This window comes from Achromobacter sp. FW305-C-28 (assembly GCF_058783235.1).
Map to the genome: position 1 here is coordinate 61658 of NZ_JBYSYL010000014.1, position 25286 is coordinate 86943.

General features: G+C 67.8%; 19 protein-coding genes. 6 read left to right on the forward strand and 13 right to left on the reverse strand.

Annotated elements, in window-relative coordinates:
* Positions 1-216 precede the first annotated feature (216 nt).
* From AC3WMR_RS26565 to cheD, 3 genes are all read left to right on the forward strand, one after another.
* Positions 217-939 (forward strand): cell division ATP-binding protein FtsE, encoded by a 723-nt coding sequence (locus AC3WMR_RS26565; RefSeq protein WP_025135603.1) that lies wholly within the window; start codon positions 217-219, stop codon positions 937-939.
* Positions 936-1844 carry a cell division protein FtsX gene (locus tag AC3WMR_RS26570; protein ID WP_492266810.1) on the forward strand — a complete coding sequence of 303 codons (909 nt, stop codon included), beginning with the start codon at positions 936-938 and terminating at the stop codon, positions 1842-1844. Before AC3WMR_RS26565 ends, AC3WMR_RS26570 begins: the two co-directional genes overlap by 4 nt.
* A 301-nt stretch (positions 1845-2145) precedes the next feature.
* Positions 2146-2922: a chemoreceptor glutamine deamidase CheD gene (cheD, locus tag AC3WMR_RS26575; protein ID WP_492266809.1), complete on the forward strand. Its 777-nt coding sequence runs from the start codon at positions 2146-2148 to the stop codon at positions 2920-2922.
* 53 nt (positions 2923-2975) lie between these two features.
* On the opposite strand, the gene AC3WMR_RS26580 is transcribed toward cheD, so the two are convergent.
* Complete coding sequence (locus AC3WMR_RS26580; RefSeq protein WP_492266808.1) at positions 2976-3932, reverse strand: GlxA family transcriptional regulator; 957 nt, start codon at positions 3930-3932, stop codon at positions 2976-2978.
* 264 nt (positions 3933-4196) lie between these two features.
* Between AC3WMR_RS26580 and AC3WMR_RS26585 the strand changes: the two genes are divergently transcribed.
* Positions 4197-4931 (forward strand): M24 family metallopeptidase, encoded by a 735-nt coding sequence (locus AC3WMR_RS26585; protein WP_492266807.1) that lies wholly within the window; start codon positions 4197-4199, stop codon positions 4929-4931.
* Positions 4932-4999: 68 nt separating this feature from the next.
* Here the strand turns inward: AC3WMR_RS26585 and AC3WMR_RS26590 are convergent, their stop codons facing one another.
* Positions 5000-8611, reverse strand: a complete 3612-nt coding sequence (locus tag AC3WMR_RS26590) for an indolepyruvate ferredoxin oxidoreductase family protein (protein ID WP_492266806.1) — start codon at positions 8609-8611, stop codon at positions 5000-5002.
* A 168-nt stretch (positions 8612-8779) separates the two neighbouring features.
* Here AC3WMR_RS26590 and mutY point away from each other — a divergent pair, with 168 nt between their 5' ends.
* Positions 8780-9856, forward strand: a complete 1077-nt coding sequence (gene mutY / locus AC3WMR_RS26595; protein ID WP_492266805.1) for an A/G-specific adenine glycosylase — start codon at positions 8780-8782, stop codon at positions 9854-9856.
* 345 nt (positions 9857-10201) lie between these two features.
* On the opposite strand, the gene AC3WMR_RS26600 is transcribed toward mutY, so the two are convergent.
* Complete coding sequence (locus AC3WMR_RS26600; RefSeq protein WP_492266744.1) at positions 10202-11029, reverse strand: helix-turn-helix transcriptional regulator; 828 nt, start codon at positions 11027-11029, stop codon at positions 10202-10204.
* A gap of 147 nt (positions 11030-11176) precedes the next feature.
* Here AC3WMR_RS26600 and iaaH point away from each other — a divergent pair, with 147 nt between their 5' ends.
* Positions 11177-12625: an indoleacetamide hydrolase gene (gene iaaH / locus AC3WMR_RS26605; RefSeq protein WP_492266745.1), complete on the forward strand. Its 1449-nt coding sequence runs from the start codon at positions 11177-11179 to the stop codon at positions 12623-12625.
* On the opposite strand, the gene AC3WMR_RS26610 is transcribed toward iaaH, so the two are convergent.
* The 10 genes from AC3WMR_RS26610 to metH form a co-directional block, all read right to left on the reverse strand.
* Positions 12561-14183, reverse strand: a complete 1623-nt coding sequence (locus tag AC3WMR_RS26610; protein WP_492266746.1) for a mannitol dehydrogenase family protein — start codon at positions 14181-14183, stop codon at positions 12561-12563. The genes iaaH and AC3WMR_RS26610 overlap by 65 nt on opposite strands.
* On the reverse strand, positions 14171-15382 hold the full coding sequence (gene manD, locus AC3WMR_RS26615) for a D-mannonate dehydratase ManD (protein WP_175220171.1): 1212 nt from the start codon (positions 15380-15382) through the stop codon (positions 14171-14173). The genes AC3WMR_RS26610 and manD overlap by 13 nt, the downstream gene beginning before the upstream one ends.
* Positions 15383-15410: 28 nt before the next feature.
* On the reverse strand, positions 15411-16142 hold the full coding sequence (locus AC3WMR_RS26620) for an amino acid ABC transporter ATP-binding protein (RefSeq protein ID WP_492266803.1): 732 nt from the start codon (positions 16140-16142) through the stop codon (positions 15411-15413).
* A 125-nt stretch (positions 16143-16267) separates the two neighbouring features.
* The gene (locus tag AC3WMR_RS26625) at positions 16268-16927 is read right to left on the reverse strand and encodes an amino acid ABC transporter permease (RefSeq protein WP_175196144.1); all 660 of its coding nucleotides are present in this window, start codon (positions 16925-16927) and stop codon (positions 16268-16270) included.
* Positions 16924-17589: an amino acid ABC transporter permease gene (locus AC3WMR_RS26630; RefSeq protein ID WP_492266747.1), complete on the reverse strand. Its 666-nt coding sequence runs from the start codon at positions 17587-17589 to the stop codon at positions 16924-16926. Before AC3WMR_RS26630 ends, AC3WMR_RS26625 begins: the two co-directional genes overlap by 4 nt.
* A 33-nt stretch (positions 17590-17622) precedes the next feature.
* Positions 17623-18660 (reverse strand): L-idonate 5-dehydrogenase, encoded by a 1038-nt coding sequence (locus AC3WMR_RS26635; RefSeq protein ID WP_492266748.1) that lies wholly within the window; start codon positions 18658-18660, stop codon positions 17623-17625.
* 10 nt (positions 18661-18670) lie between these two features.
* A complete protein-coding gene (locus AC3WMR_RS26640; protein ID WP_492266749.1) occupies positions 18671-19504 on the reverse strand; it encodes a substrate-binding periplasmic protein in 834 nt (277 codons plus the stop codon).
* A gap of 151 nt (positions 19505-19655) precedes the next feature.
* Positions 19656-20540 carry a substrate-binding periplasmic protein gene (locus AC3WMR_RS26645; RefSeq protein ID WP_492266750.1) on the reverse strand — a complete coding sequence of 295 codons (885 nt, stop codon included), beginning with the start codon at positions 20538-20540 and terminating at the stop codon, positions 19656-19658.
* Positions 20541-20623: 83 nt separating this feature from the next.
* On the reverse strand, positions 20624-21352 hold the full coding sequence (locus tag AC3WMR_RS26650; protein WP_492266751.1) for a FadR/GntR family transcriptional regulator: 729 nt from the start codon (positions 21350-21352) through the stop codon (positions 20624-20626).
* Positions 21353-21507: 155 nt separating this feature from the next.
* Positions 21508-25281 carry a methionine synthase gene (gene metH, locus AC3WMR_RS26655; RefSeq protein ID WP_492266752.1) on the reverse strand — a complete coding sequence of 1258 codons (3774 nt, stop codon included), beginning with the start codon at positions 25279-25281 and terminating at the stop codon, positions 21508-21510.
* Between the last annotated feature and the right edge of the window lie 5 nt (positions 25282-25286).

Genomic DNA, 25286 nt, shown 5'->3' on the forward strand with positions numbered 1-25286 from the left:
GGAATTCCCTTGAAATATAGGGACACTGGATGAAATCAAACACAGTTCGGCGGCAAAAACGGGGACACGGTTTTGCCGTGCAAAACGTGTCCACTCGGTCACATGCCGTGCCGGTTTCCGGTGACATCAGGACACTTTTTCCGCAGGACCGGGCCTGCGGATTTGGTCCGGCTTACTGTCCCCGAGTTACTATTGCGGCTTCATCCGACAGCCGCCATGATCGAATTCCAGCACGTATTCAAATCGTATGGTCGCGGCCGCAATATTCTGGCCGACATCAACTTCCGCGTGAGCGCGGGGGAGTTCGTCTTCGTGTCGGGGCCGTCCGGCGCCGGCAAGTCGACCCTGCTCAAGCTGATCGGCGGGCTTGAGCCCGCCAGCCGCGGCTCGATCCAGGTCAACGGCCAGCGGCTGGACAAGCTGCCTGCCCGCGCCCGGCCCTACCTGCGCCGCGCCGTCGGCGTGATCCTGCAGGACACCCACCTGCTGTTCGACCGCAGCGCCTTCGAAAACGTGATGCTGCCCCTGGCCGTCACGGGCCACCCCTGGGATTCCGCCGCCGCCCGCGCCCGCGCCGCGCTGGACAAGGTCGGCCTGTCGGGCAAAGAAGACCTGAACCCCATCGAATTGTCGGGCGGCGAACAGCAACGCCTGGCGATCGCGCGCGCCATCGTCAACCGGCCCGCCATCCTGATCGCCGACGAACCCACCGCCAACCTCGACCACGACAACGCGCAGCGCATCATGAACGTGTTCCGCGACTTCAACCGCGTCGGCGTCACCACGCTGATCGCCTCGCACGACCAGGAACTCATGGCGCGCTACGCCACCCGCACCCTGCGCATCGATCCGGGCAAGTTCGCCGATTCGCAGGGCGACGCCACGCCCGCCCCGACGGCCCCCGCGGCCGGTCGCGGTGTTGCCGGAGAATCGGCATGAACGCCTGGCTGCGACAGCATCGCTATGCGCTCATGGTCACCCTGCGCCGGCTGGTGAAACAGCCGTTCTCGTCGCTGGCCAACCTGCTGGTCATGGCGCTGGCGCTGGCGTTGCCCCTGTTGGGCAGCGCCATCCTGGTGTCGGTGCAGCCGGTGGCGCGCGAAATGTCCGTCACCCCCGAGGTCACCGTGTTCCTGCGCGTGGATGCGCCCGCCGGCGCCGCGGCCGACATCGCCAAGCGCATTCAGGCCGACTACGCCGCCGACATCCGCGCGGTGCGCGTGGTAGGCCGCGAAGACGCCCTGGCCGACCTGCGCGCCAACCCCGCCTGGGCGCAGGCGCTGGCCGTGCTGCCGGGCAACCCGCTGCCCGACGCCGTGGTGGTCACGCTTGCCGACGGCGAAGACCTGGCCGGCCGCGCCGGCAAGCTGGCCAAAGACTGGAAACAATGGGACCAGGTCGACCTGGTGCAGCTGGACAGCGCCTGGGTGCAGCGCCTGGAAGCCATCCTGCGCTTTGCCCGCATCGGGCTGGCCTTCCTGGCCGCCTGCGTGGCGGTGGTGGTGCTGGCCACGGTGTTCAACACCGTGCGCATGCAGGCCCTGTCGCAGCGCGAGGAAATCGCGGTGGCGCGGCTGGTGGGCGCCACCGAGTCGTTCGTGCGCCGGCCGTTCCTGTACTTGGGCGCGCTGTCGGGCGCCCTGGCCTCGCTGCTCGCCATCGGCGTGGCGGCGTTGGCGCTGTCGCCCCTGAACAACGCCCTGCTCGGCCTGGCCCGCAGCTACGGGGCCGAGTTCGCGCTGCACCTGCCCGGCGCTCCTGTGCTGCTGGTGGCCATCGCCGCCTCGGCGGCCCTGGGTGCGCTGTCAGCGCGCTGGTCCGTGACCCGCAGCACGCGGTTCTAAACCGCCGTATAGCCCCCGATCGTCCCCGTGATCCGGGGAAAGACCCCGCCCGGCCCTGTGTAGGATGGATGCACCATCCTCGCAGCGGCCCTGCGCGGCCTGTCGGAGTGAATACCAAGGAATCGCAAACGCTTATAAATCAGGGACATAACAAATTCGCGGTTACACAGGATTTCACCCTATTGTTGGCGAGATGTGTAAGAATAAAGCGAAATTTTTGTACATATTTTGAAACGTTTATTGTTCCACCGAGCGCTGCCCTTCGTGTCCCAATCGCTGTTCTTGCCCTTTATTCCGCTCCATGGTCGCCCGTCTTGAAGCCCGTGCGACGCGCCATTACTTCGATAGCGCGTTCCAGTGTCAGGCGGTGAAGGTACTCCCCAACGAGTACTACGTCACCGACGAAGACCTGATGATCTCGACCGTGCTCGGGTCGTGCGTGGCCGCCTGTATCCACGACCCCGTCACCGGTGTGGGCGGCATGAACCACTTCATGCTGCCCGAGGGCGACATGCAGTCGCCCGCCTCGGCCACCATGCGCTACGGCGCGTTCGCCATGGAAGTGCTGATCAACGAGCTGCTCAAGGCCGGCGCGGTGCGCGACCGCCTGGAAGCCAAGGTGTTCGGCGGCGGCGCCGTGCTGTCGGCCATGCAGCAGATGAACATCGGCGAGCGTAACGGCCAGTTCGTCCTGAATTACCTGAAGACGGAAGGCATTCCGGTCAAGGCGCAGGACCTGGGCGACGTGCACGCGCGCCGCATCAACTATTTCCCGCGCGACGGCCGCGTGATGGTGCGCAAGATGGCGCCCCACCACCAGCGCGCCGAGGAAATCATTGCCAAGCGCGAACAGGCCGCCGCCCAGAGCGTGCAGGCCAAGACCCAGAGCCCGCCGCGGGTCGAACGCTTTGCGCCGCCTGGCGTCGAGCGCTTTGACCGGCCGGCCGCGCGTCCCGGCGTGGAACGCGTCGACCGCCCGGGCGTCGAGCGTTTCGACCGGCCCGCGACCCGCCCTGGCGTGGAACGCTTCGACACCGGCGTGGTCCGGCGCCGCAAGCCCGAGACCGCCGGCAGCTGAGCCCTGCCCGGCCGGCACCTGTGCCGGCCGCGACGCCCGCCCCACGGTCCGTGTCAGCGCCCGAAGCGGGCGCGGTACTGGCTGGGCGACACGCCCAACCGCCGCTGGAACACCTCGCGCAGATGGCGCGCATCCCGAAACCCGCAACGGAAGGCCACGGTCTTGAGCGGCGCGGACTCGCGTTCGAGCCGGACGCGGGCCGCATCCACGCGCGCACTTTCGACGAAATCCGCTGGCGTCACCCCCGCATCGCGCACGAACACACGCGAGAAATTGCGGCGGCTCATGTTGGCCTGCGCCGCCAGCGCATCCAGGCCCAGGTCGTCGGCCAGATGGCCCAGCACGTACTGCTGCACCTGGGCGACGGCTGACGTTTCCTCGACGAACGGCGTCAGGAACGGGCTGAACTGCGATTGACCGCCCGCGCGCTGCATGAAGACGACCAGCCGCTTGGCCACGTTCAGCGCCACATCCGGCCCGTGGTCCTGCGCCACCAGGTAGAGCGCCAGGTCGATGCCGGCCGTGACGCCGGCCGAGGTGTGCAGCCGGCCATCCTGCGCGTACAGGCGGTCGGCCTGCACCTGCAGGTTCGGATAACGCGCGGCCAGCGTCTGCGCGTCGTTCCAGTGCGTGGTCACGACGGCGCCGGGCGGCAGGCCCGCACGGGCCAGCAGGAACACGCCATTGCAGATCGAGCCGTAGCGCGGCGCCTTGGCACAGGCGCCCCGCAGCCACGCCAGCGCCTCGTCCGGCTCGTGGGTGTCCGGCAGCCCCGGGCCACCGGCAGCCAGCAGCAGGTCGGGCACATCGACGGCATCGGTGTAGTGCCGCTGCGGCGCCAGCAGCATGCCGTTGGAACAGGGCACGGCGCCGCGCGTCAGGCCGATCAGTTCCAGCCGGTAATGCTGGGTGGGCAGCAGGAAGCGGTTGGCTTCGGCGAACACGTCCAGCGGCCCGCTGACGTCCAGGGACTGCACTCCGGGGAACACGACGATGGCGACGGATTTCATAACGGCGGGCAATGGCGCAGGATAGGAAGGCCGGCGGGCGGCATGCCGCTACCTTAGCCCAGCGGGGCCGTCCCGCGCGCCCCGCAGCACACACCCTGGCCGCAATCCGTACCAGGGCGGCCCCGATCCGCCGCCGGCCAGGGCCTTGGCCGCAGGACGCGCCACGCTGGCCGGAATCCGTGCCGCGTGGCGTTCGTGCACGCAGGCGCCACCGCCCACAATGCCTGCATCGGCCTACGGGCCGCCCACCAGGAAGCGCCCTTCATGCAGAACCCAACCCAGACCCAGCATCCCGCCCCCAGCGAACGCGTCGGCCCCGCCTTTTCCGTGGACGGCATGCTGCGGGCCCGCAACAAGACCCGCCATGCCATCGAAGCCATCGCCGCGCGCATCCAGCCCGGGATGGTCGAGGAAGACGCGGTGGCGCTGGCCAAGCAGACGCTGATCGACGCCGGCATGGCGCTCAGCTGGCACCCCACCCGCGTGCGCTTCGGCGCCAACACCATGAAAGCCATGCGCCAGGCCTCGACCCCGGGCGCGGTGCTGGGCGACAACGACATCTTCTTCCTGGACATCGCCCCCCGGCTGGATGCCTGGGAAGGCGACGGCGGCAAGAGCTACGTGGTGGGCAACGACCCCGGGCAGGCGCGCTGCGCCCGCGATGCCGAAGCCCTGTTCCACGACGTGCGCGGCGTGTGGCTGCGCGAGCGCCTGAGCGGACAGGCCTTGTATGCCTACGCCGACCGCCAGGCCCGCGCCATGGGTTGGGAATTGAACTTCGACCTGCCGGGCCACCGCGTGTCGGACTTTCCGCATGCGGCGATCCATACCGGGTCATTGGCCGACCTGGCCATCAGCCCGTCGGAAATGCGCTGGATCCTGGAGATCCACCTGCGCGATCCGCAGGGCCGCTACGGCGCGTTCTTTGAAGACATGCTGCTGGACGACGCGCACTATCCGGCGCAGGCCTTTGGCGGAACGCATCACAGAAGAGCATGACGACAGGCGCGCACGACACCCGCGCCCGTCGCCACCCGCATCACGTCACGCACATCACGTCACTTACATCACGCCGCGCGCGCCCCGCCGATCGACACCACGCTGGCCGTGAAGTCCTTCAGCAAGGCCTCGCGCCGCGCCGCGGCCTTTTCCATCGCCGCTTCCTTCACATGGCCATAGCCGCGGATGTCTTCGGGCACGGTGGCCAGCGCCACCGCGCGGTCCAGGTTGCCGCGGTTCAGCTTGCACAGGATGGCCCCGATGGTCTCGCCATACTCGCGCGCCAGTTCACGCTCGGCACGGCGCTCGCGCGTGTAGCCGAACGGGTCCAGCCGCGTGCCGCGCAGGCGCTTCATGCGCGCCAGCAGGCGGAACACGCGCAGCATGCCCGGCCCGTAAGCCTTCTTGACCAGATGGCCGTCGGGACCGCGGCGCGCGAACAGCGGCGGCGCCAGATGAAAGCGCAGTTTCCAGTCGCCTTCGAACTGCTCGCCCACACGCTTGAGGAAGTCGCCATCGGTGTACAGCCGCGCCACTTCGTATTCGTCCTTGTAGGCCAGCAGCTTGAAGTAGTAGCGCGCCACCGCCAGCGCCAGCCGCTGGGTGCCGGTGGCCTCGTGCTCGGCGTGCGCCACCTTGTCCACCAGGTCCGTGTACTGCCTGGCGTAGGCCGCATCCTGGTATTGCGTGAGAAACGCGCGCCGCACCTCGACCAGCCGGGCCAGCTCGCCCGGCGGCTTCTTGAGTTCCAGCACCGGCGTTGCGCGCGGCCGGCGAATCTCGATGATGCCGTCCGGATGCGCGGGCGCCGCGCCGCCCGCGGCCAACAACCGCATCACGCCGGCCAGATCGTGGGCCGCGCGGCGCCCCCAGGCGAACGCCGCCAGGTTGTTGGGCACCTGCTGGCCGTTCAATTCAATCGCGCGCAGCAGCGCTTCGCGCGACAGCGGCAGCCAGCCCTTCTGGTAGGCGTAGCCCATCATCAGCGGATTGGAATAGATGGCGTCGCCCAGCAGGCCCACCGCCAGCGCTGACGCGTCCACCGCGTGCAGGTTGTCTTTGCCGCAGGCGGCCTGCAGGTCGGCGGTCAGGTTGGCCCCGGGCAGCGTCCAGTCCGGGTTGGACACGAACGCAGCGGTGGGCGCGGTGTCGCTGTTGAGCAGCGCATGGGTACGCCCCGGGCGCAGCCGCGCCATGGCGTCGGCGCTGGTGGCCACCACCAGGTCGCCGGCCAGCAGCAGGTCGGCCTCGCCCATTGCCACGCGCGTGTTCATCAGGTGGTCCGGCGTTTGCGCCAGCACCACGTGCGAATACACCGCGCCCCCCTTCTGCGCCAGGCCGGCCATATCCAGCACCGAACAGCCCTTGCCTTCCAGGTGCGCGGCCATGCCCAGCAGCTGGCCGATGGTGACGACGCCCGTGCCGCCCACGCCGGCAATGAACACGCCGTACGCCTGGTCCAGGCTGCGCGCGGCCGGCTGCGGCACCTCGTCGTCGACCGCGCCGTCGGGCGCCAGGGCGCGCGGCTTTTTCAGCTTGCCGCCTTCCACCGTGACGAAGCTGGGGCAAAAGCCCTTCAGACAGGAAAAGTCTTTGTTGCAGCTGGACTGGTTGATCGTGCGCTTGCGGCCAAACTCGGTTTCCAGCGGCTCAACCGACAGGCAATGCGACTTCTGCGAACAGTCGCCGCAGCCCTCGCACACGCGCTCGTTGATGACCACCCGGCGCGCCGGGTCGGGATACGCATTGCGCTTGCGGCGGCGGCGCTTCTCGGTCGCACAGGTCTGGTCGTAGATCAGCACCGACACGCCGGGATATTCGCGCAGCTCGCGCATCACCGCGTCCAGCTCGTCGCGATGCTTGACCGGCACGCCCGGCGCCAGGCCGGCCATGTCCTTGTATTTGTCCGGTTCGTCCGTCACGACCACGATCTTGTCGATGCCCTCGGCCGCCACCTGGCGGCTGATCATCGGCACGCTGATGGGGCCATCCACCGGCTGCCCGCCGGTCATCGCCACCGCGTCATTGAACAGGATCTTGTAGGTGATGGGCGCCTTGGCCGCCACCGCGGCGCGGATCGCCAGCAGGCCCGAATGGAAATAGGTGCCGTCGCCCAGGTTGGCGAACACGTGCTTTTCCTCGGTGAACGGCGCCTGGCCCAGCCACGGCACGCCCTCGCCGCCCATCTGCGTGTACACCTGCGTATTGCGGCCCATCCAGGTCACCATATAGTGGCAACCGATGCCCGCCATGCCGCGCGAACCTTCCGGCACCCGCGTAGACGTATTGTGCGGACAGCCCGAACAGAACCAGGGCTTGCGGTCTTCGACCACGCGCGGCCGCGTCAGCGCCTGCTCGCGGCCGGCAATGAAAGCCAGCCGCGCCTCGATGCCCGCGCGCACCTCCGGCGGCAACTCGAACCGCAACAGCCGCGCCGCGATGGCCTTGGCCACCATGGCGGGCGAAAACTCGTAATGCGCCGGCAACAGCCAGTTGCCTTGCGGCACCGACCATTCGCCGCCGTCCTTGTCGTCGAACTTGCCCACCACGCGCGGAATCTTCTTGCCGCTGCCGATCCAGCTGAACAACTCTTCTTTCAGCTGGTATTCCAGCACCTGGCGCTTTTCCTCGACCACCAGAATCTCGTCCAGCCCTTCGGCGAAATGCGCCATGCCGGTCGATTCCAACGGCCACACCATGCCCACCTTGAAGAGGCGCAGGCCGATGCGCTGGCACACCGCCTCGGTCAGGCCCAGGTCGGACAGCGCCTGGCGCGTGTCCAGATAGGCCTTGCCCGACGTCATGATGCCAAAGCGCGCATCGCGCTGCGGCACCTGCCAGAGTTCACGATTGAGCTTGTTGGCGCGCGCATAGGCCAGCGCCGCATACAGCTTGTAGTCCAGCAGCCGCGCCTCTTGCAGCAGCGGCGTATCCGGCACGCGGATATTCAGCCCGTCGGGCGGCAACTGGAAATCTTCCGGCAGCACGATCTGCACCCGGTACGGGTCCACCTCCACCGACGCCGACACCTCGACGATATCGGTGATGCACTTCATGCCCACCCACACCCCGGCGTAGCGGCTCATCGCCCAGCCATGCAGGCCGAAGTCCAGCACCTCTTGCACGCTGGACGGAAACAGCGCGGGGATCATGCAGGCCTTCAGGATGTGGTCGCTCTGGTGCGGCAGCGTCGACGACTTGGCCGGATGATCGTCGCCCGCCACCACCAGCACCCCGCCGTGCGGCGCCGTGCCCGCGGCATTGGCGTGCTTGAACACGTCGCCGCAGCGGTCCACTCCCGGCCCCTTGCCGTACCACATGCCGAACACCCCGTCGTACTTCGCCCCGGGGAACAGATTCACCTGCTGCGAGCCCCACACCGCCGTCGCCGCCAGGTCTTCGTTGATGCCCGGCTGGAATTCCACGTGGTGCGCCTTCAGGTACTTGGCCGCCTTCCACATGTTCTGGTCCACCCCGCCCAGCGGCGACCCCCGATACCCCGACACGAACCCCGCCGTGTTCAGCCCCGCGCGCAGGTCGCGCAGCCGCTGCATCATCGGCAGGCGCACCAGGGCATGGATACCGCTCATCCAGGCGCGGCCGGTTTCAAGGGTGTATTTGTCGTCCAGCTGGACGGATTCGAGCGCCGCGCGGACCGCGGGCGTGAGAGGGGCATTCATGTCTACTCCGAGGGTCGTGGAACGCCCGCAGCAGCATCGCGCCGAGTTCTTCTGGAGCCCGGGCGGGCCTGCGGCGGAGGTGAATTCCGGGCGCTTGGCGCGCCTCTTCCTGACGGTTGTAACCGCTCGCCCCACCCCCGGCAATAGGGCGATGCGATAATTGCCGACATGGACTTCGCCCCTCGCATCGTCGCCTGGCAACGCCAGCATGGCCGCCACGATCTCCCCTGGCAGAACACCCGGGACCCCTACCGCATCTGGCTATCCGAGATCATGCTGCAGCAGACGCAGGTGGCCACCGTCATCCCCTACTACGAACGCTTCTTGCAGCGCTTCCCCGACGTCGCCGCGCTCGCCGCCGCCGCCCAGGAAGACGTCATGCCCTACTGGGCCGGCCTGGGCTACTACGCCCGCGCCCGCAACCTGCACCGCTGCGCCCAGGAAATCGCACGCGACTGGAACGGCCGCTTCCCGCCCACCGCCGAAGCCATCGCCACCCTGCCCGGCATCGGCAGATCCACCGCCGCCGCCATCGCCGCCTTCGCCTATGGCGAACGCTCGCCCATCCTGGACGGCAACGTCAAACGCGTCTTCACCCGCCATTTCGGCATCGCCGGCGACCCCGCCAAACGCGAAACAGAACAACGCCTCTGGGCCCTTGCCGACGCCCAGGTCGACGCCGCCCCCGGCCTGGACATGGCCGCCTACACCCAAGGCCTGATGGACCTGGGCGCCACCCTCTGCACCCGCGGCAAACCCGCGTGCGACCGCTGCCCCGTCAACACCACCTGTATCGCGCGGCAGGAAGGCCGCCAAGCCGAACTGCCCACCCCCAAGGCCCGCAAAGCCATCCCCGAACGCGAGACCGGCATGCTCGTCCTGCAACACCAGGGCGCCTTCCTCCTGCAACAGCGCCCCGAACCCGGCATCTGGGGCGGCCTCTGGAGCCTGCCCGAGTTCGACGCCGCCGGCGACCCCCTGGCCGCCTCCCGCGCCCTGGGCCTCATCCCCGAACACCGCTTCGAACTCGCCGCCTTCGCCCACACCTTCACCCACTACCGCCTGCACATCCGCCCCTGGTACATCCCGGTACGCAGCGCCACGCTGCGCGAACCCACTCGGACCGAACGCTGGATCCCCCAAGAAGACCTGCCAAAAACAGCCCTGCCCGCCCCCGTAAAAAAGCTGCTGCTAGGCCTGGTAGAAGCCGGCCTCCCCGGCGACCTGCTGACGAACACCAAATAGCCCCCGCGCAAGCGCGCAGCGTCATCGCAGGACGCAAGACACCACGTAAGCCGAGCAAGGCCGCCCGCGCGGCCGGCACGAGGCGGGCCCCGCAAACTCATCCCCCCCCAAACCGACCTTGGCCAACACGCCAAGCACACCACTCGCCCCAGCGCCCGCCAGTAAGGCACATCAAGAGCGCGTGACGGGGCAGGCGGGTGAGGGCGGGGCGTGTAGATTGCGCCCGGCGGAATCCGAAGGAACCGCCAAAGGCGGTGACGAGGATGAGCACGGGGGGGGCCGGAGCGAAGGCTCCGGACCGCAATCGTAGCCCCGCCCTCACCCGCCTGCCCCGTCACGCGCGGCTCAAGAACCCAAGCTCTCACCCAAAAGCATCACCAACTTCAAATCCAGATGCGTCGCCAACCGAAACGTGATCTGCTGAAACCCCATTCGCCCCCGCCGCGGATGCGCAAACTCCCGCAACCCCCCTTCCCGCTCGACGACGGCATGCCGATTCCACCAATGCGCAAACACCGCACTCTGCCGATTCAACGCATCAATTAACGCCAACACCGCCGGCTCATCAAGATGCGCCCCCGCATCCGCCCGAAACTCTGCTACCACCCGGCGCGCCCGCTGCTCCCAGTCCACCACCAGCTCCCGCGCCGCCGGATCCAGAAAGATATAGCGCAGCAAATTAGGCTCGGGATCCCGATCCGGCCAGTCATCGAACAGATCCCGCAGCGGCGCATTACAGGCCAGCACATTCCACGCCCGGTCCAGTACATAGGCCGGCGCCGTGATCGCATCCACGCACTCGCGCAATGACCCCGGCGCCCCCATCGCATCATCCCGCGCATGCTGCGGATCCGCGCAGTCCGCCAGATCGAACAGATACGCCCGCTCGGCTCGCGCCAACTGCAGCACCCCCGCAATCCGCGACCACACCGATGGTGACACCGACACCTCGCGCCCCTGCTCGATCCACGTGTACCAGGTGACGCTGATCCCGCACAGCTGCGCCACCTCTTCGCGGCGCAGCCCCGGCGTGCGCCGCCGCATGCCTTCAGGCAGCCCGGCCATCTGCGGCGTGATGCGCGAGCGGGCGCTGCGCACGAATTCGCCTAGCGCCTGGCGGCGCAGGCGGGAGCCTTCGTGGCCGGCCGCGCCGGCTTGGGGGGAAGTGTTCATACCAGGATAAGGTGCAGGCTTGTACGTGTATAAGTGCCGTCTATCTTAGCGCCTCGACGCCCCGCGCTCGACAGCATCGCCGTCGACCCTGTATAGATCGGCATTGCGCCGACAAAAGCCGAATCAACAACCAGGAGACAACCCGCCATGCCCGCCCCCCAGACGACCTCCCCCTGCCCCACCGTCACCGACGCCGCTGCACGGTTTCGCGACGGCGCGGTCACCAGCGAGGCGTTGACCCAAGCCTGCCTGGACCGCATCGCCGCCCGCCAGGATCTCAATGCCTTCATCACCGTCGATGCCGACGGCGCTTTGGCCCAAGCCCGCGCCGCCGACGCCGCGCGCGCCGCGGGCCGCGCCGCCCGTCCCCTGGAAGGCGTGCCCCTGGCCATCAAGGACAACATCCACGTCGCCGGCTTGCCCAATACCGCCGGCACCCCGGCCTTGCGCGACTTCCGCCCCGCCCAGGACGCGCCCGTCGTGCAGCGCCTGCGCGATGCCGGCGCCATCATCGTCGGCAAGGCCCACATGCATGAACTGGCTTTCGGCGTCTCGGGCTACAACGCTGCCTATCCTGGCTCGCGGGGCGCCGGCACCCGCAACGCCTATGATCCCGAACGCATCGCGGGCGGCTCGTCCTCGGGCAGCGGCGCCGCCGTGGGCGCGCGCCTGGTACCGGCCGCGCTGGGCACCGACACGGGCGCCTCAGTGCGCCTGCCGGCTGCGCTCAATGGCGCCGTGGGCTTGCGCCCGTCGGTGGGCCGCTACGACGGCGCCGGCATCACCCCGATTTCCCATACCCGCGACACCCCCGGCCCCATCGCCAACAGCATGGCCGACATCGCGCTGCTGGATGCCGTGCTGACCGGCGACGACACGCCCCTGCCCGCCCTGCGCCCCACGGACCTGCGCCTGGGCCTGCCCGCCTACTTCTGGCACGACCTGGACCCACAGGTGCAGGCCATCATGCAGACGGCCCTGGACACACTGCGCGCGGCTGGCGTCACCCTGATTGCGATGGACATGCCCGGCCTGGAGGCCAGCAACGCCGCCAGCGGCATGCCTATCTGCCTGCATGAACAAAAAAAGGATCTCATTGCGTACCTGCAACGCTACGAGGTCGGCGTGAGTTTCGAGGATGTCGTGGCGCAGATTGCCAGCCCCGACGTCAAGGGCATCTTCGACAATCTGGTCGTGCCGGGCGTGCTGCCCACGCCGACCGGCGAATTGCTGGCGCTGCAGCCGCTGTACGACAGCGCGATGGCGGTGCATCGCAATGCGCTCATCGATGTCTATCGGCGCGCGTTCCAGGCGCATGACCTGCATGGCCTGCTGTTTCCCACCGTGCCGGTCCTGCCGCCGGTCGCCGCGCCAGAAGCCAGCAGCCTGGAGACATTCCTGCGGCTGGCGCGCAACGTCGACCCCGGCAGCAATGCGGGCCTGCCCGGCTTGAGCCTTCCCGCTGGTCTGTCTGAAGGCGGATTGCCGATCGGGCTGGAGGTGGACGGATTGCCGGGTGCCGACCGCCAGGTCATCGCGATCGGCCTGGCGCTGGAGGGTGTGCTGGGAAGACTGGCGCCGCCGACGTCGGCATGACCGCCAGCGTGGCTTCCAGCGCCCCCGCCACGCCCAGCGTGCGCAGCGACTGCGCGGCCTGCGCCACCGCCCGCACGAAGCGCGCGTCCTGGCCCAGGTCGCCAAATACCGCAGACAGGCCCGTCATCTGCACCGTCCAGGCCGACGCCGCTGCCGGCCCCGGCCCGGCAGCCCGCGCCGCCTGTTCCGCCAGATCCAGCCGCGCTGCCAACACGTCTGCCAGCGGATCGTCGATGGCGTAGCGGCGCCCCGCCTGATCCACCCCGCGCAGAAAGTGCAGCCAGCCCGCCACCGCCAGCGCCAGCCCCGCAATCGGCTGACCCGCCGCCAGCCGGTCGCGCAACGTGCCCAAAAGCCGCTGCGGCATTTTCTGCGAGCCGTCCATGGCAATCTGCCGCGTCTGGTGTTTGAGCGCCGGGTTGGCATAGCGCTGCAACAGCCGCTGCTGGTACTGCGCCAGGTCCAGCCCCGGCAAGGCCGGCAGCGTCGGCGCGATCTCCGTGCGCATCAAGCTGGCCAGGTAACGCCGCAGCGCCGGTTGCGTCACGGCCTGGTCCACCGTGGCCCAACCGGCCATCACCGACAGATAGGCCAGCGCTGAATGCGCGCCGTTCACCATGCGCAGTTTCAACATCTCGAACGGCGCCGCCTCGGCCACGAAGCGCGCCCCGCCCACCGCCCAATCCGGGCGGCCCGCGGCGAAAGTGTCTTCCACCACCCATTCCAGATACGGCTCGGCCAGCACCGGCCAGGCATCCGCCAGGCCCAGCGCCTGCGTCACCGCGTGGCGGTCCTCGTCCGTCGTGCGCGGCACGATGCGGTCCACCATCGAGCACGGGAAGGTGCAGGCCTGTCCGACCCAGCCGGCCAGCCCCGCGTCCACCTGCGCGGCAAACGCCAGCACCAGGCCGCGCAGCAGGCGGCCGTTGGATGGCAGATTGTCCAGCGACAGCAGCGTCAGCGGGCCCAGGCCCGCCGCGCGCCGGCGTTGCAGCCCCCACACCAGGAAGCCGACCGCGCTGCGCGGCGCCGCCGGTTGCCCCAGGTCGTGCACGATGTCCGGATGGTCCAGATTCAGCGCACCGCTGGCCGGATCGTGGCAATAGCCTTTCTCGGTCACCGTCAGGCTGACGATGCGCGTGTCGGCGGCCGCGATGCGCGCCAGCACGGCTTGCGGATCCTCGGGCGCCACCAGCGTTTCCAGCAGGCAGCCGATCACGGCCAGCTGCTGGCGCGGCTGCCCCTGGGCATCGGCGCTGCGCAGCGCCAGCGTGTACAGACCGCCCTGCGGCGCCAACGCGTCGCGGGTGTCGGCCTGGCGCAGCGACACGCCGCAAAGGCCCCACGCCAGCTCGCCGCCGGCATGCAGCGCGGCTTCGTTCACCGCCGCCAGGTGGCCGCGCGCAAACGCACCCAGCCCCAGGTGCACGATGCCGGTACGCAGCGCCGCGCGGTCATAGGCCGGCTGTGCCACGCCGGGCGCCAGCCCCGCCAACCGTGACGGATGCAGGCGGACGCCGGGTTGCGCCGAGTCAGGCTGCCGCGCTACCAATTCCATAGCGTGCCGTCCTGCTGCAGCCGGTTCACCGGCAGGTAGGCGCGCTTGTACGGGTACTTGGCGGCCAGCTTCTCGTCGATATCCACGCCGTGGCCCGGCACGTCGCCGGGATACAGCATGCCCTGGTTGAACGTGTAGGCGTGCGGAAACACGGCGTCCGTCTCATCGGTGTGGCGCATGTATTCCTGGATGCCGAAATTGGGCACCCACAGGTCGAAGTGCAGCGCCGCGCCCATGCACACCGGCGACAGGTCGGTGGCCCCGTGGCAGCCGGTGCGCACCTGGTACAGCGACGCCAGGTCGGCGATGCGCCGCAGGTGGGTGATGCCGCCCGCGTGCACCACGGTCGTGCGGATGAAGTCGATCAGCTGGTTCTGCACCAGGTCCTTGCAGTCCCAGATCGAATTGAAGATCTCGCCCACCGCCAGCGGCGTGGTGGTGTGCTGGCGAATCAGGCGGAAGGCCTCCTGGTTCTCGGCTGGCGTGGCATCTTCCATCCAGAACAGGTTGTAGGGTTCCAGCGACTTGCCCAGCCGGCCCGCTTCGATCGGCGTCAGGCGGTGATGCACGTCGTGCAGCAGGTGGTGGTCGAAACCCAGCTTTTCGCGGATGCGCTCGAACAGCTTGGGCGTGTGCTGCAGGTATTTTTCGGTGGACCAGTCGTGCTCGCTGGGCAGGTCGCTGTCGGCGGGTTCGTAGAACAAGTTGCCGCGGCCCACGCCGTAGACCTTGTCCAGGCCCGGCACGCCGCTTTGCGCGCGGATGGCGCGGTAGCCCATGTCGGCATAGCGCAGCACTTCGTCGACGGTGTGCTCGATGTCGCTGCCGTTGGCGTGGCCGTAGACCATCACGCCGGTGCGGCTCTTGCCGCCCAGCAGCTGGTACAGCGGCAGGCCGGCGGCCTTGGCCTTCAGGTCCCACAGGGCCGTATCCACCGCGGCGATGGCGGTCATGGTGACCGGGCCGCGGCGCCAGTAGGCGCCTTTGTACAGGTACTGCCAGATGTCTTCGATCTGGTGCGCGTCGCGGCCGATCAGGCAAGGCACCACGTGTTCGGTCAGGTAGGCCGCCACGGCCAGCTCGCGTCCGTTCAGGGTGGCATCGCCGATGCCGGTCAGGCCCTGGTCGGTTTCGATTTTCAGGGTCACGAAATTGCGGCCCGGCGAACAAACAATGACGCGTGCGTTCGTAATTTTCATCATGGGTTCCGTAAGGACGGGAGAGTGTTCAGCCTTCCCAGCCCAGGTGGCTGAGGAAGTCGCGGGTACGGGCGACCTGCGGGTTGTCGAAAATCTGCGTGGGCGGGCCTTGTTCCAGGATGGCGCCGTTCTCGAACACCACTACCCAGTTGGCCACGCGCTTGGCGAAGCTCATTTCGTGGGTCACGACGATCATGGTCATGCCCTCCTGCGCCAGTTTCTTCATGACGTTGAGCACTTCGCCCACCGTCTCGGGGTCCAGCGCCGAGGTCGGCTCGTCGAACAGCATCACCTCCGGCTCCATCGCCAGGGCGCGCGCGATCGCCACGCGCTGCTGCTGGCCGCCGGACAGGTTGGCCGGAAAGTTGCCGGCCTTGGCAGCCAGGCCCACCTTTTCCAGAAGCGCCATAGCGCGGGCGCGAGCCTGTTCGGGCGCCATCCCCAGCACCGTGATGGGGCCCATGGCCACGTTGTCCAGCGCCGACTTGTGCGGAAACAGCTCGAAGCTCTGGAACACCATGCCCATGCGCTGGCGCACTTTGCGCACTTCGGATTCGGCCTCGGGCAGCGCCACGCCGTCCAGCAGCACGCGGCCGCCATCCAGTTTTTCCAGCGCGTTGGTGCAGCGAAGCAGCGTGGACTTGCCCGAGCCGGACGGCCCGATCAGGCACATGACCTCGCCCTTGTTGACCTGCAGCGACACGTCGCCCAGCGCCACGAAGTCGCCGTAGACCTTGCGCACGTTCTCGTAGAGCAGCACCGGCGGTTGATCCGCACCCTTGCGTGCGGCGGCCGATGCCGCGGCGGCCGGTGCCGCGGCGGCCGACGCCGTGGCGGTTGGTGCCGCGGCCGCGCCCACCGCTTGTTGTTCCAGGATCATCTCGTTCATTCCTTGACTCCGTATTTGCGATGGATCCAGTCGACCAGCTTGGCCTGCGGATACCCCATCAGCCAATAGATCACCGCCATCGCGGTCAGCATCTCCAGCACGCGGAAACTCTGCGCGCGCACCTGCATCGAGGCGTAGGCCAGCTCGCTGACCGCTATCACCGACACCAGCGACGTATCCTTGAAAAGTGAGATCCACGTGCTGGCCAGCACCGGCAGGATGCGCCGCGCCGCTTGCGGGATCAGCACCTTGAACATGGCCTGGCGGCGCGACATGCCCATCGCCAGCGCGGCTTCCATCTGCCCCTTGCGGATGGAATTGATGCCGGCGCGAAAGGTCTCGGAGTTGTAGGCCGATACGTTCAGCACCAGCGCCACCAGCGCGGTCGTCACCGCCGAGAACTGCACGTCCAGCGCCATCGGCATGACATAGAACGCCCAATAGATCACCAGGATCAGCGGCAGGTTGCGAAAGAACTCGACGATGGCCACGGCGACGCCGTTGGCCAGGCGGTTGGACGACAGCCGCATCAGCGCCAGCACGATGCCGCCGGGCACGGCCAGCGCCATGGTCACCACTGTCAGCATCACGGTCATGGCCGCGCCCTGCAGCAGCACCTGGCGCGAGTCCCAGATAATTCCCCAGTCCAAGTTCATGAGCGCCCCAGATGTGCGTAGCGTTGGTACAGTCGGTCGACGCCGCGGGTCACCGGGAACAGGATCACGAAGTACGCCACGATCACGGCGGTGAACACCTCGATGGGCCGGTAGCTCTGCCCGGCGATGGTCTCGGCCTTGTGCATCAGTTCCGGCACGGCGATCACCGTGGCGATCGCCGTGTCCTTGATGGCCACCGTCAGCACCGAGCCGAAGGCCGGCAGCATGCGGATGGTGGCCTGCGGCAGGATGATCTTGCGCAGCGCCTGCGCCCGCGACATGCCCAGCGCCAGGCCGGCACGCATCTGCCCCGGGCGCACCGATTCGATGCCCGCGCGGATCACCTCGGCCGAATAGGCCGCGATGTGCAGGGTCAGCGCCACCAGCGCGGCCCAGAACGGCGCGAAGTTCACGCCGGCCAGGAGCGGAAAGGCGAAATAGATCCACACCAGCACGACCAGCACCGGGATGGCGCGCATGCTGTCGATGTAGAACACCAGCAGCACGCGCAGCCAGCGCGGCCCGTACAGGCGCGAGAGCGCGATCACCAGCCCCAGCAGGATGCTGGACACCGCGGTGACCGCGCTGAGCGCGACCGTGATGCCCAAGCCGCCGGCAAAGAAGCGCCAGTTCTCGACGATGGGTGAAAAATCAAAGTCCATGGAATCTCCGTACGGACAGGAACGCGGACCGGCTCAGAACGTCACCATCACTTTCATGGCCTGGCGCCGGTCGGCCGCCAGCGCAAAGGCCTCGTGCGCCTGGCGCGCCGGAATCGCCGCCGTCAAGAGCGGCGCCACGTCGACCAGGCCGCGGCTCAGGTAATCCACCGCCCAGGCGTATTCGTCGACAAAGCGGAAGCTGCCGATGACGTTCAGGCTCTTGACCATGATCTGGTTGAAGGGGCACTGCTCGCTGCTGCCGCCCAGCGTGCCCACCGTGACGATGGTGCCGCGCGGCCGCGTCACGCGGATGCAGTTGGCCAGGCCGGCGTAGTTGCCCGAGGCCTCGAAGCACACGTCGACCGTGCCCTTGCCCGCCGCCAGCGCGTCCAGCGCCGCCGGGTCGGTCGCCGCATTGATGGTGCGCGTGGCGCCCACCTTGGCGCAGGTGTCCAGCGTCTGGTCGACGATGTCGACCACGATCAGCTGGCTGGCCCCGGCCAGCTTCGCCGCCATCATGACCAGCGCGCCGATGGGTCCCGCGCCCACCACCATCACGGTCTTGCCCAGCAACGAGCCGGCGCTGCGCACCGCGTGCAGCGCCACGGCCAGCGGTTCGCCAAAGGCGGCCAGCTCGAACGACAGGCTGTCGGGCACCGGCAGGCACTGCTTTTCCTCTACCACCACCTGCTCGCGCATCGCGCCCTGCATGTGCGGATAGCGGCTGGCGCTGCCGAAGAAGAACACCGCCTCGCAATGGTTGGAATCGCCCTGACGGCAGTAGCGGCACACTCCGCAGGTGCGGGCCGGGTCCAGCGCCACGCGGTCGCCCGGCTTGACGGCGGTGACCGCCGAGCCGATCTCCAGCACCTGGCCCGAGGCCTCGTGGCCCGGCGTCAAAGGTTCGCGGATGACGAAGTCGCCCACCCGGCCGTGACGGTAGTAATGCAGGTCAGACCCGCAGATACCCACCGCCTTGACGCCGACCCGCACCTGGGTCGGGCCCAGGGGTTCGGGCGCCTGTTCGACCAGCCGCAGGTCTTCGGCCCCATGGATTGCGCAATTGAGCATGGCGTCCGCCTTATTTCAGCTGCTGGGTCATGCGGCGCTCTTCGGCGACCAGCTCGGGATGCATGCGCGCTTCGACCTTGCGCAGCCATTCCAGGTACACGGGCTGGCCCTTGGCCACGCCCATGCCGGCGTCGATCGCGAAGATCTTGCTGTCCTGGCAGTCGTTTTCCTTGGGGAACACGGCCAGGCCCTTGACCTTCTTGCTGATGTTGGGCCACAGCATGCGGTTCAGCGGCGCCACGTCGGAACGGCCGGCCAGCACTTCCTCGATGGGCGCAACCGAGCCCGAGTTGGTCACGCCGCGCAGCTTGGCCTTGGGAAAGTTTTCCAGCACCAGCGGCTCTTCGCCCGCGCCCGAGAAGTACGCCATGGTGATGCCGGGCTGGTTGAAGTCCTCGACCTTGGTGGCGTTGGTGAACTTGGGGTTGGACGCCAGCCCGAACATGCACACGCTGGTGTTCGAGAAGGTCACGAAGTCGATGATCTTGGCGCGTTCGGCGTTCTGGTTCAGCGGCCCGATCATGACGTCCATCTGGTTGGCGATCAGCGCCGGCACCTTGGTTTCGTGGCTGACCTGCACCGGCACGATCTTCACGTCCAGAAGGCGCGCGAATTCCTTGCCCAGCAGCCACGACGACCCCATCCACGGCTCGCCCGAGCCGCTGGTGTTCTGCACCAGCCAGGGCGGGTTGTTCACCACGCCCACGCGCAGCACGCCGGCCTTGCGGATGGCGTCGATGCGCGGGCTTTCGCCGGGCGCGGGCGGCGTCTGCGCCTGGGCCACGGATGCCGAGGCCAGCAGCAGGGCCGCGGCGGCAAGACGAAGGAAGTAAAGCTGTTGCATTGCTGTCTCCTTGGAGGGAAGCGCGGCGGTTTGCGCCGGATACGGCCGCACGAAGCCGCGGGCAGTCGCCCGGGCCGCGCGCGCCTTGCGCGGGGTCGGAAAATCGGTGTGTGTGGTCGGCCTGTGTTGCCGGAAACAGCGGCCCGGCCGCTTACGGACTCTGTTCGATGATGCGCATTTCGTCGGCATCCAGGCGCGGCTTCATCTCTGCCGCCACCTGTCGCAGCCAGGCCAGGAATTCAGGCTGGTTCTTGTCGATCGCCAAGCCCACCGGCGAGGCCTTTTCGGTGCTTTGCTGGCAATTGGCTTCGGCGGGCAGCACGGCCAGGCCGCGCACCTTGCGGTTCAGGCCCACCCAGGGCACCCGGTTGATGGGCGCCGCGTCAGCGCGCTTGGCCATGATTTCCTCGATGGGCGCGGTGGCGCCCGAATTGGCCACGGCGCGCAGCCGGGCCTGCGGAAAGCGCTGCTTGACCCAGGCCTCTTCGGCCCCGCCGGTGAAGTAGGCGATGGTGACCTCGGGCCGGTTCAGGTCGTCCACCGACTTGGCCGCGGCCAGCTTGGGGTTGGCCGCCAGGCCGAACATGCAGACGCTGGTCGACGAATACAGCACGAAGTCCACGACCTTCAGGCGCTCGGGCGTTTCGGCCAGCGGGCTGATGGTCATGTCGACCTGCCTGGCCGCCAGCACCGGCACCTTGGTTTCGTGCGATACCGGCACGGCGGTCAGCGTCACGCCCAGTTGGCGGGCATATTCCTTGGCCAGCAACCAGGCCGGGCCGCTCCAGCCTTCGCCGCCGCGGCCGGACACATCCTGGATCAGCCAGGGCGCGTTCTGCAACACGCCCACGCGCAGTTCACCGGCCTTGCGGATGGCGTCGATGCGCGGGCTCTGGCCCGCGGCGGGCGCCTGCTGCGCCGACACGGGCGCGGCCAGCGCGCAGGCGGTCAGCACGCATGCGGACAGCGCCTTGGCCGCCCCGCGGATGGCCGCCCCACCTGTAGCGGTGCGGCTCCCCTTGTTCGTTTGCTGCATTGCTTGTCTCCTGATTCGAATAAGCCCGATTCCGGGGCGCGGTATCTTCCGCGCTCAACCGGGGGCCGCCTGCCGTTGCCGCGTTAGCGCCACCCTTGCGCGAATTCGCCGATGACGCGTTCCAGATGGCCGCGCATGGCCAGGCGCGCGCCGTCCGCATCGCGTGCCACCAGGGCGCTGAAGATGCGCTGATGGTCTTCCTGCGAGGCCTGACGCAATTCCTGGGTGTGGAAATGCTGTTCGATCTTTTCCCAGATGGGCCCCTGGGCCTGGTCCCACATCGCCGACACCGTGCCCAGCAGCACGCTGTTGCCGGTGGACTGGGCGATGTACAGGTGAAAGGCCCGGTCGGCGGCCTCGTTGGCCGCCTTGTTCATCATCTGCTCGCGCATGGTCGTCAGCGCTTCGAAGATGCGGTCCAGGTCGGCGTCGTTGCGGGTGGTAGCGGCCAGCGCGGCGATTTCGGATTCGATCAGGCAGCGGGCGCGCAGCAGCTCGAACGGCCCGGCGCCCGGCTCTTGCGTGGCCGGCAGGCGGGCCACGCCCGCGGGCGGTTCGCAGACATAGATGCCCGAGCCGCCGCGCACTTCCACCACGCCCTGCAATTCCAGGGCGATGATGGCCTCGCGCAGCGAGGTGCGGCTGACGTCGAAGCGCTCGGCCAGCGCGCGCTCGGCCGGCAGGCGCTTGCCCACCGCGAATTCACCCTGGGCGACCAGCGCCTGGATTTGCGCGGCCAGCCGCAGGTAGGCGCGATCGGCCACGGGCTTGGCGGCGGGTTCCTCGGGCTTGGGGATCAGTTGTAGTGTCATGGCGGTTAAAAGTGGTTGGACCAAATATTATGTGGTTTACCAATTTGGCACATCATGGTTTACCACTATCAGCGTGGTAAACCATTGGGGACAAAACAAAGCGCCGCGCCGGACGGGCCGGGGCGGCGCTTGGGGGTCGATGACCGCGAGCGGGATCAGCCCAGGTTCGGCGCCAGGGTGCGCTTCAGGTCTTCCAGGCTGCGGCCGCTGCGCGCGGCGTAATCCTGCAACTGGTCTTCGCCGATGATGCCGACGTTGAAGTACTGCGACTGCGGGTGGCTGAAGTAAAAGCCCGACACGCTGGACGCCGGGAACATGGCGTAGCTGTCGGTCAGCATCATGCCGATGTCGGCGCCGTCCAGCACGCGGAACATGTCGGTCTTGATGACGTGTTCCGGGCAGGCCGGGTAGCCGGGCGCCGGGCGGATGCCCACGTACTTCTCGGCGATCATGTCTTCGTTGGACAGGGCCTCGTCGGCCGCATAGCCCCACAAGTCCTGGCGCACGCGGGCGTGCAGGCATTCGGCGAAGGCTTCGGCCAGGCGGTCGGCCAGCGACTTGAGCATGATGCTGGAATAGTCGTCCAGCGCCTTCTCGAACTCGGCTTCCTTCTTCTCAATGCCCAGGCCGGCCGTGACCGCGAACATGCCGATGTAGTCCAGCTTGCCGCTGGATTTGGGCGCAATGAAGTCCGACAGCGACTTGTTGCTGACGCCTTCGCGCTTGGCGCCCTGCTGGCGCAGGTTGCGGTAGGTGAACAGCACTTCGCTGCGGGTCTCGTCCTTGTAGACCTCGATGTCTTCATCGTTGACGCTGTTGGCCGGGTAGAAGCCGACCACGCCGTTGGCGGTCAGCCAGCGGCCTTCGACGATGCGCTTCATCATGGCCAGGCCGTCGGCGTAGACCTTGCGGGCCTGCTCGCCCACCACCTTGTCGTCCAGAATCGCCGGGAACGGCCCGAACAGGCTCCAGGTCTGGAAGAACGGGCCCCAGTCCACGTACTTGGCTATTTCGGCCAGGTCGTAGCTCTTGAAGGTACGGCGGCCGATGAACTTGGGCCGCGGCGGGGTGTAGGCGTCCCAGTCGATCTGCGGCCGCGAGGCGCGCGCCTCGGCCAGCGGCAGGATCGGCGTGGCGCGGCGGTTGGCGTGGCGGCGGCGCACGTCCTCGTATTCCTCGGCCAGCTCGGCCAGGTAGGCGTCCGCCTGGTCCGACATCAGGTTGGTGGCCACGCCCACCGAACGGCTGGCGTCCGGCACGTAGATGACCGGGCCTTCGTAGTTCGGCGCGATCTTCACGGCGGTGTGCACGCGGCTGGTGGTAGCGCCGCCGATCATCAGCGGCACCTTGCGGCTGCGGAAGTACTCGTCGCGCTGCATTTCCGAGGCAACGTAGGCCATTTCCTCGAGGCTGGGCGTGATCAGGCCGGACAGGCCGACGATGTCGGCGTTCTCTTCCTTGGCCTTTTCCAGGATCTGGGCGCAGGGCACCATCACGCCCATGTTCACGACTTCAAAGTTATTGCACTGCAAGACGACCGACACGATGTTCTTGCCGATGTCGTGCACGTCGCCCTTGACGGTCGCGATGACGATCTTGCCCTTGGCGCGCACGTCGCCGCCGGCCGCCGCGATCTGGCGCTTTTCCTCTTCGATGAACGGAATCAGGTGGGCCACGGCCTGCTTCATGACGCGCGCCGATTTCACCACCTGCGGCAGGAACATCTTGCCTTCGCCGAACAGGTCGCCCACCACGTTCATGCCGTCCATCAGCGGGCCTTCGATCACTTCGATCGGACGGCCGCCCCGCGCGGCGATCTTCTGGCGCACTTCTTCGGTGTCTTCGACGATGAAGGCGGTGATGCCGTGCACCAGCGCGTGCGACAGGCGCGCCTCGACCTCGGCATTGCGCCAGACCAGGTCTTCTTCCTTCTTGGCGCCCGAACCCTTCACCGTGTCGGCGAACTGCACCAGGCGTTCGGTGGGGGTGCGTTCGTCGGCCGGGTCGGTCTTGCCGACCGGCACCGGGCGATCCAGCACCACGTCTTCGACCAGATCGCGCAGCGCCGGGTCCAGGTCGGCGTACACGCCCAGCTGGCCAGCGTTGACGATGCCCATCGTCATGCCTTCCTTGACCGCGTAGTACAGGAACACGGTGTGGATGGCCTCGCGCATCGGCTCATTGCCGCGGAACGAGAAGCTGACGTTGGACACCCCGCCTGAAATGCGGGCGTGGGGCAGGTTCTCGCGGATCCAGCGCGTGCCTTCGATGAAGTCCACCGCGTAGTGGTTGTGCTCGTCGATGCCGGTGGCGACCGCGAACACGTTGGGATCGAAAATGATGTCTTCGGGCGGGAAGCCTTCTTCTTCGACCAGGATCTTGTAGGCGCGGCCGCAGATTTCCTTGCGACGCTCCAGGGTGTCGGCCTGGCCGAGTTCGTCGAACGCCATCACCACCACCGCGGCGCCGTAGCGGCGGCACAGGCGGGCATGGTGGCGGAAGGGCTCCAGCCCTTCCTTCATCGAAATCGAGTTCACCACCGGCTTGCCCTGCACGCACTTCAGGCCGGTCTCGATGACTTCCCATTTCGAGCTGTCGATCATCACCGGCACCCGCGCGATGTCGGGTTCGGACGCGATCAGGTTCAGGAAACGGTGCATGCAGGCCACCGAATCCAGCATGGCCTCGTCCATGTTGATGTCGATGATCTGCGCGCCGTTCTCGACCTGCTGGCGGGCCACGGCCAGCGCCTCGTCGTATTTCTCTTCGCGGATCAGGCGGGCGAACATCTTGCTGCCCGTCACGTTGGTGCGCTCGCCGACGTTCACGTACAGCGTGTCTTCGTCGATGTTGAGCGGCTCCAGGCCCGACAGGCGGGTCTTGACCGGAATATCGGGCACCACGCGCGGCGTCAGCACCGTGACCTTCTCGGCGATGGCGCGAATGTGGTCGGGAGTCGTGCCGCAGCAGCCGCCCGACATGTTCACCAGCCCGGCGCGGGCGAATTCCTCGAGCAGCGCAGATGTGTCGGCCGGTGTTTCGTCAAAGCCGGTCTCGGCCATCGGGTTGGGCAGGCCGGCGTTGGGATACACGCAGACGTAGGTGTCGCAGAGCTTGGACAGTTCGGCCACGTACGGGCGCATCAGGGCGGCGCCCAGCGCACAGTTCAGGCCGATGGTCACCGGGCGGGCATGGCGCACCGAGTTCCAGAAGGCCTCGACGGTCTGGCCCGACAGGATCCGGCCGGACGCATCGGTGACCGTGCCCGAGATCATGACCGGCAGGCGGATGCCGCGTTCCTCGAACACTTCTTCGGTGGCGAAGATGGCGGCCTTGGCGTTGAGCGTGTCGAAAATGGTTTCGATCAGGACGATGTCGATGCCGCCGTCCAGCAAGCCGTTCAACTGCTCTATATAGGCGACCCGCAATTCGTCGAACGTGACGTTGCGGGCGCCCGGGTCGTTCACGTCGGGCGAGATCGAGGCGGTCTTGGGCTGCGGGCCCAGCGCGCCGGCCACGAAACGCGGCTTGTCGGGCGTGCTGTATTGGTCACAGGCCTCGCGCGCCAGTTGAGCGGACACCCGATTCAGTTCGTAGGCCAGTTCCGGCAGGTCGTAGTCGCCCTGCGCGATCGACGTGGCGCCGAAGGTATTGGTTTCGATGACGTCGGCGCCGGCCTCCAGGTACTGGCGGTGGATCTCCGAGATCACGTCCGGGCGCACCAGCGTCAGCAGCTCGTTGTCGCCCTTCAGGTCCTTGCCGTGGTCGGCGAAGCGCTCGCCGCGAAAATCGGCCTCGCCCAGCTTGTAGCGCTGGATCATGGTGCCCATGGCGCCATCCAGGATCAGGATGCGCTGGCCAAGCAGGCGGGCGAAATCGCCGCCGCGGGTATAGCTTTCGGGCGGATAAGGCAGGCGGGGATACGACACGTTCA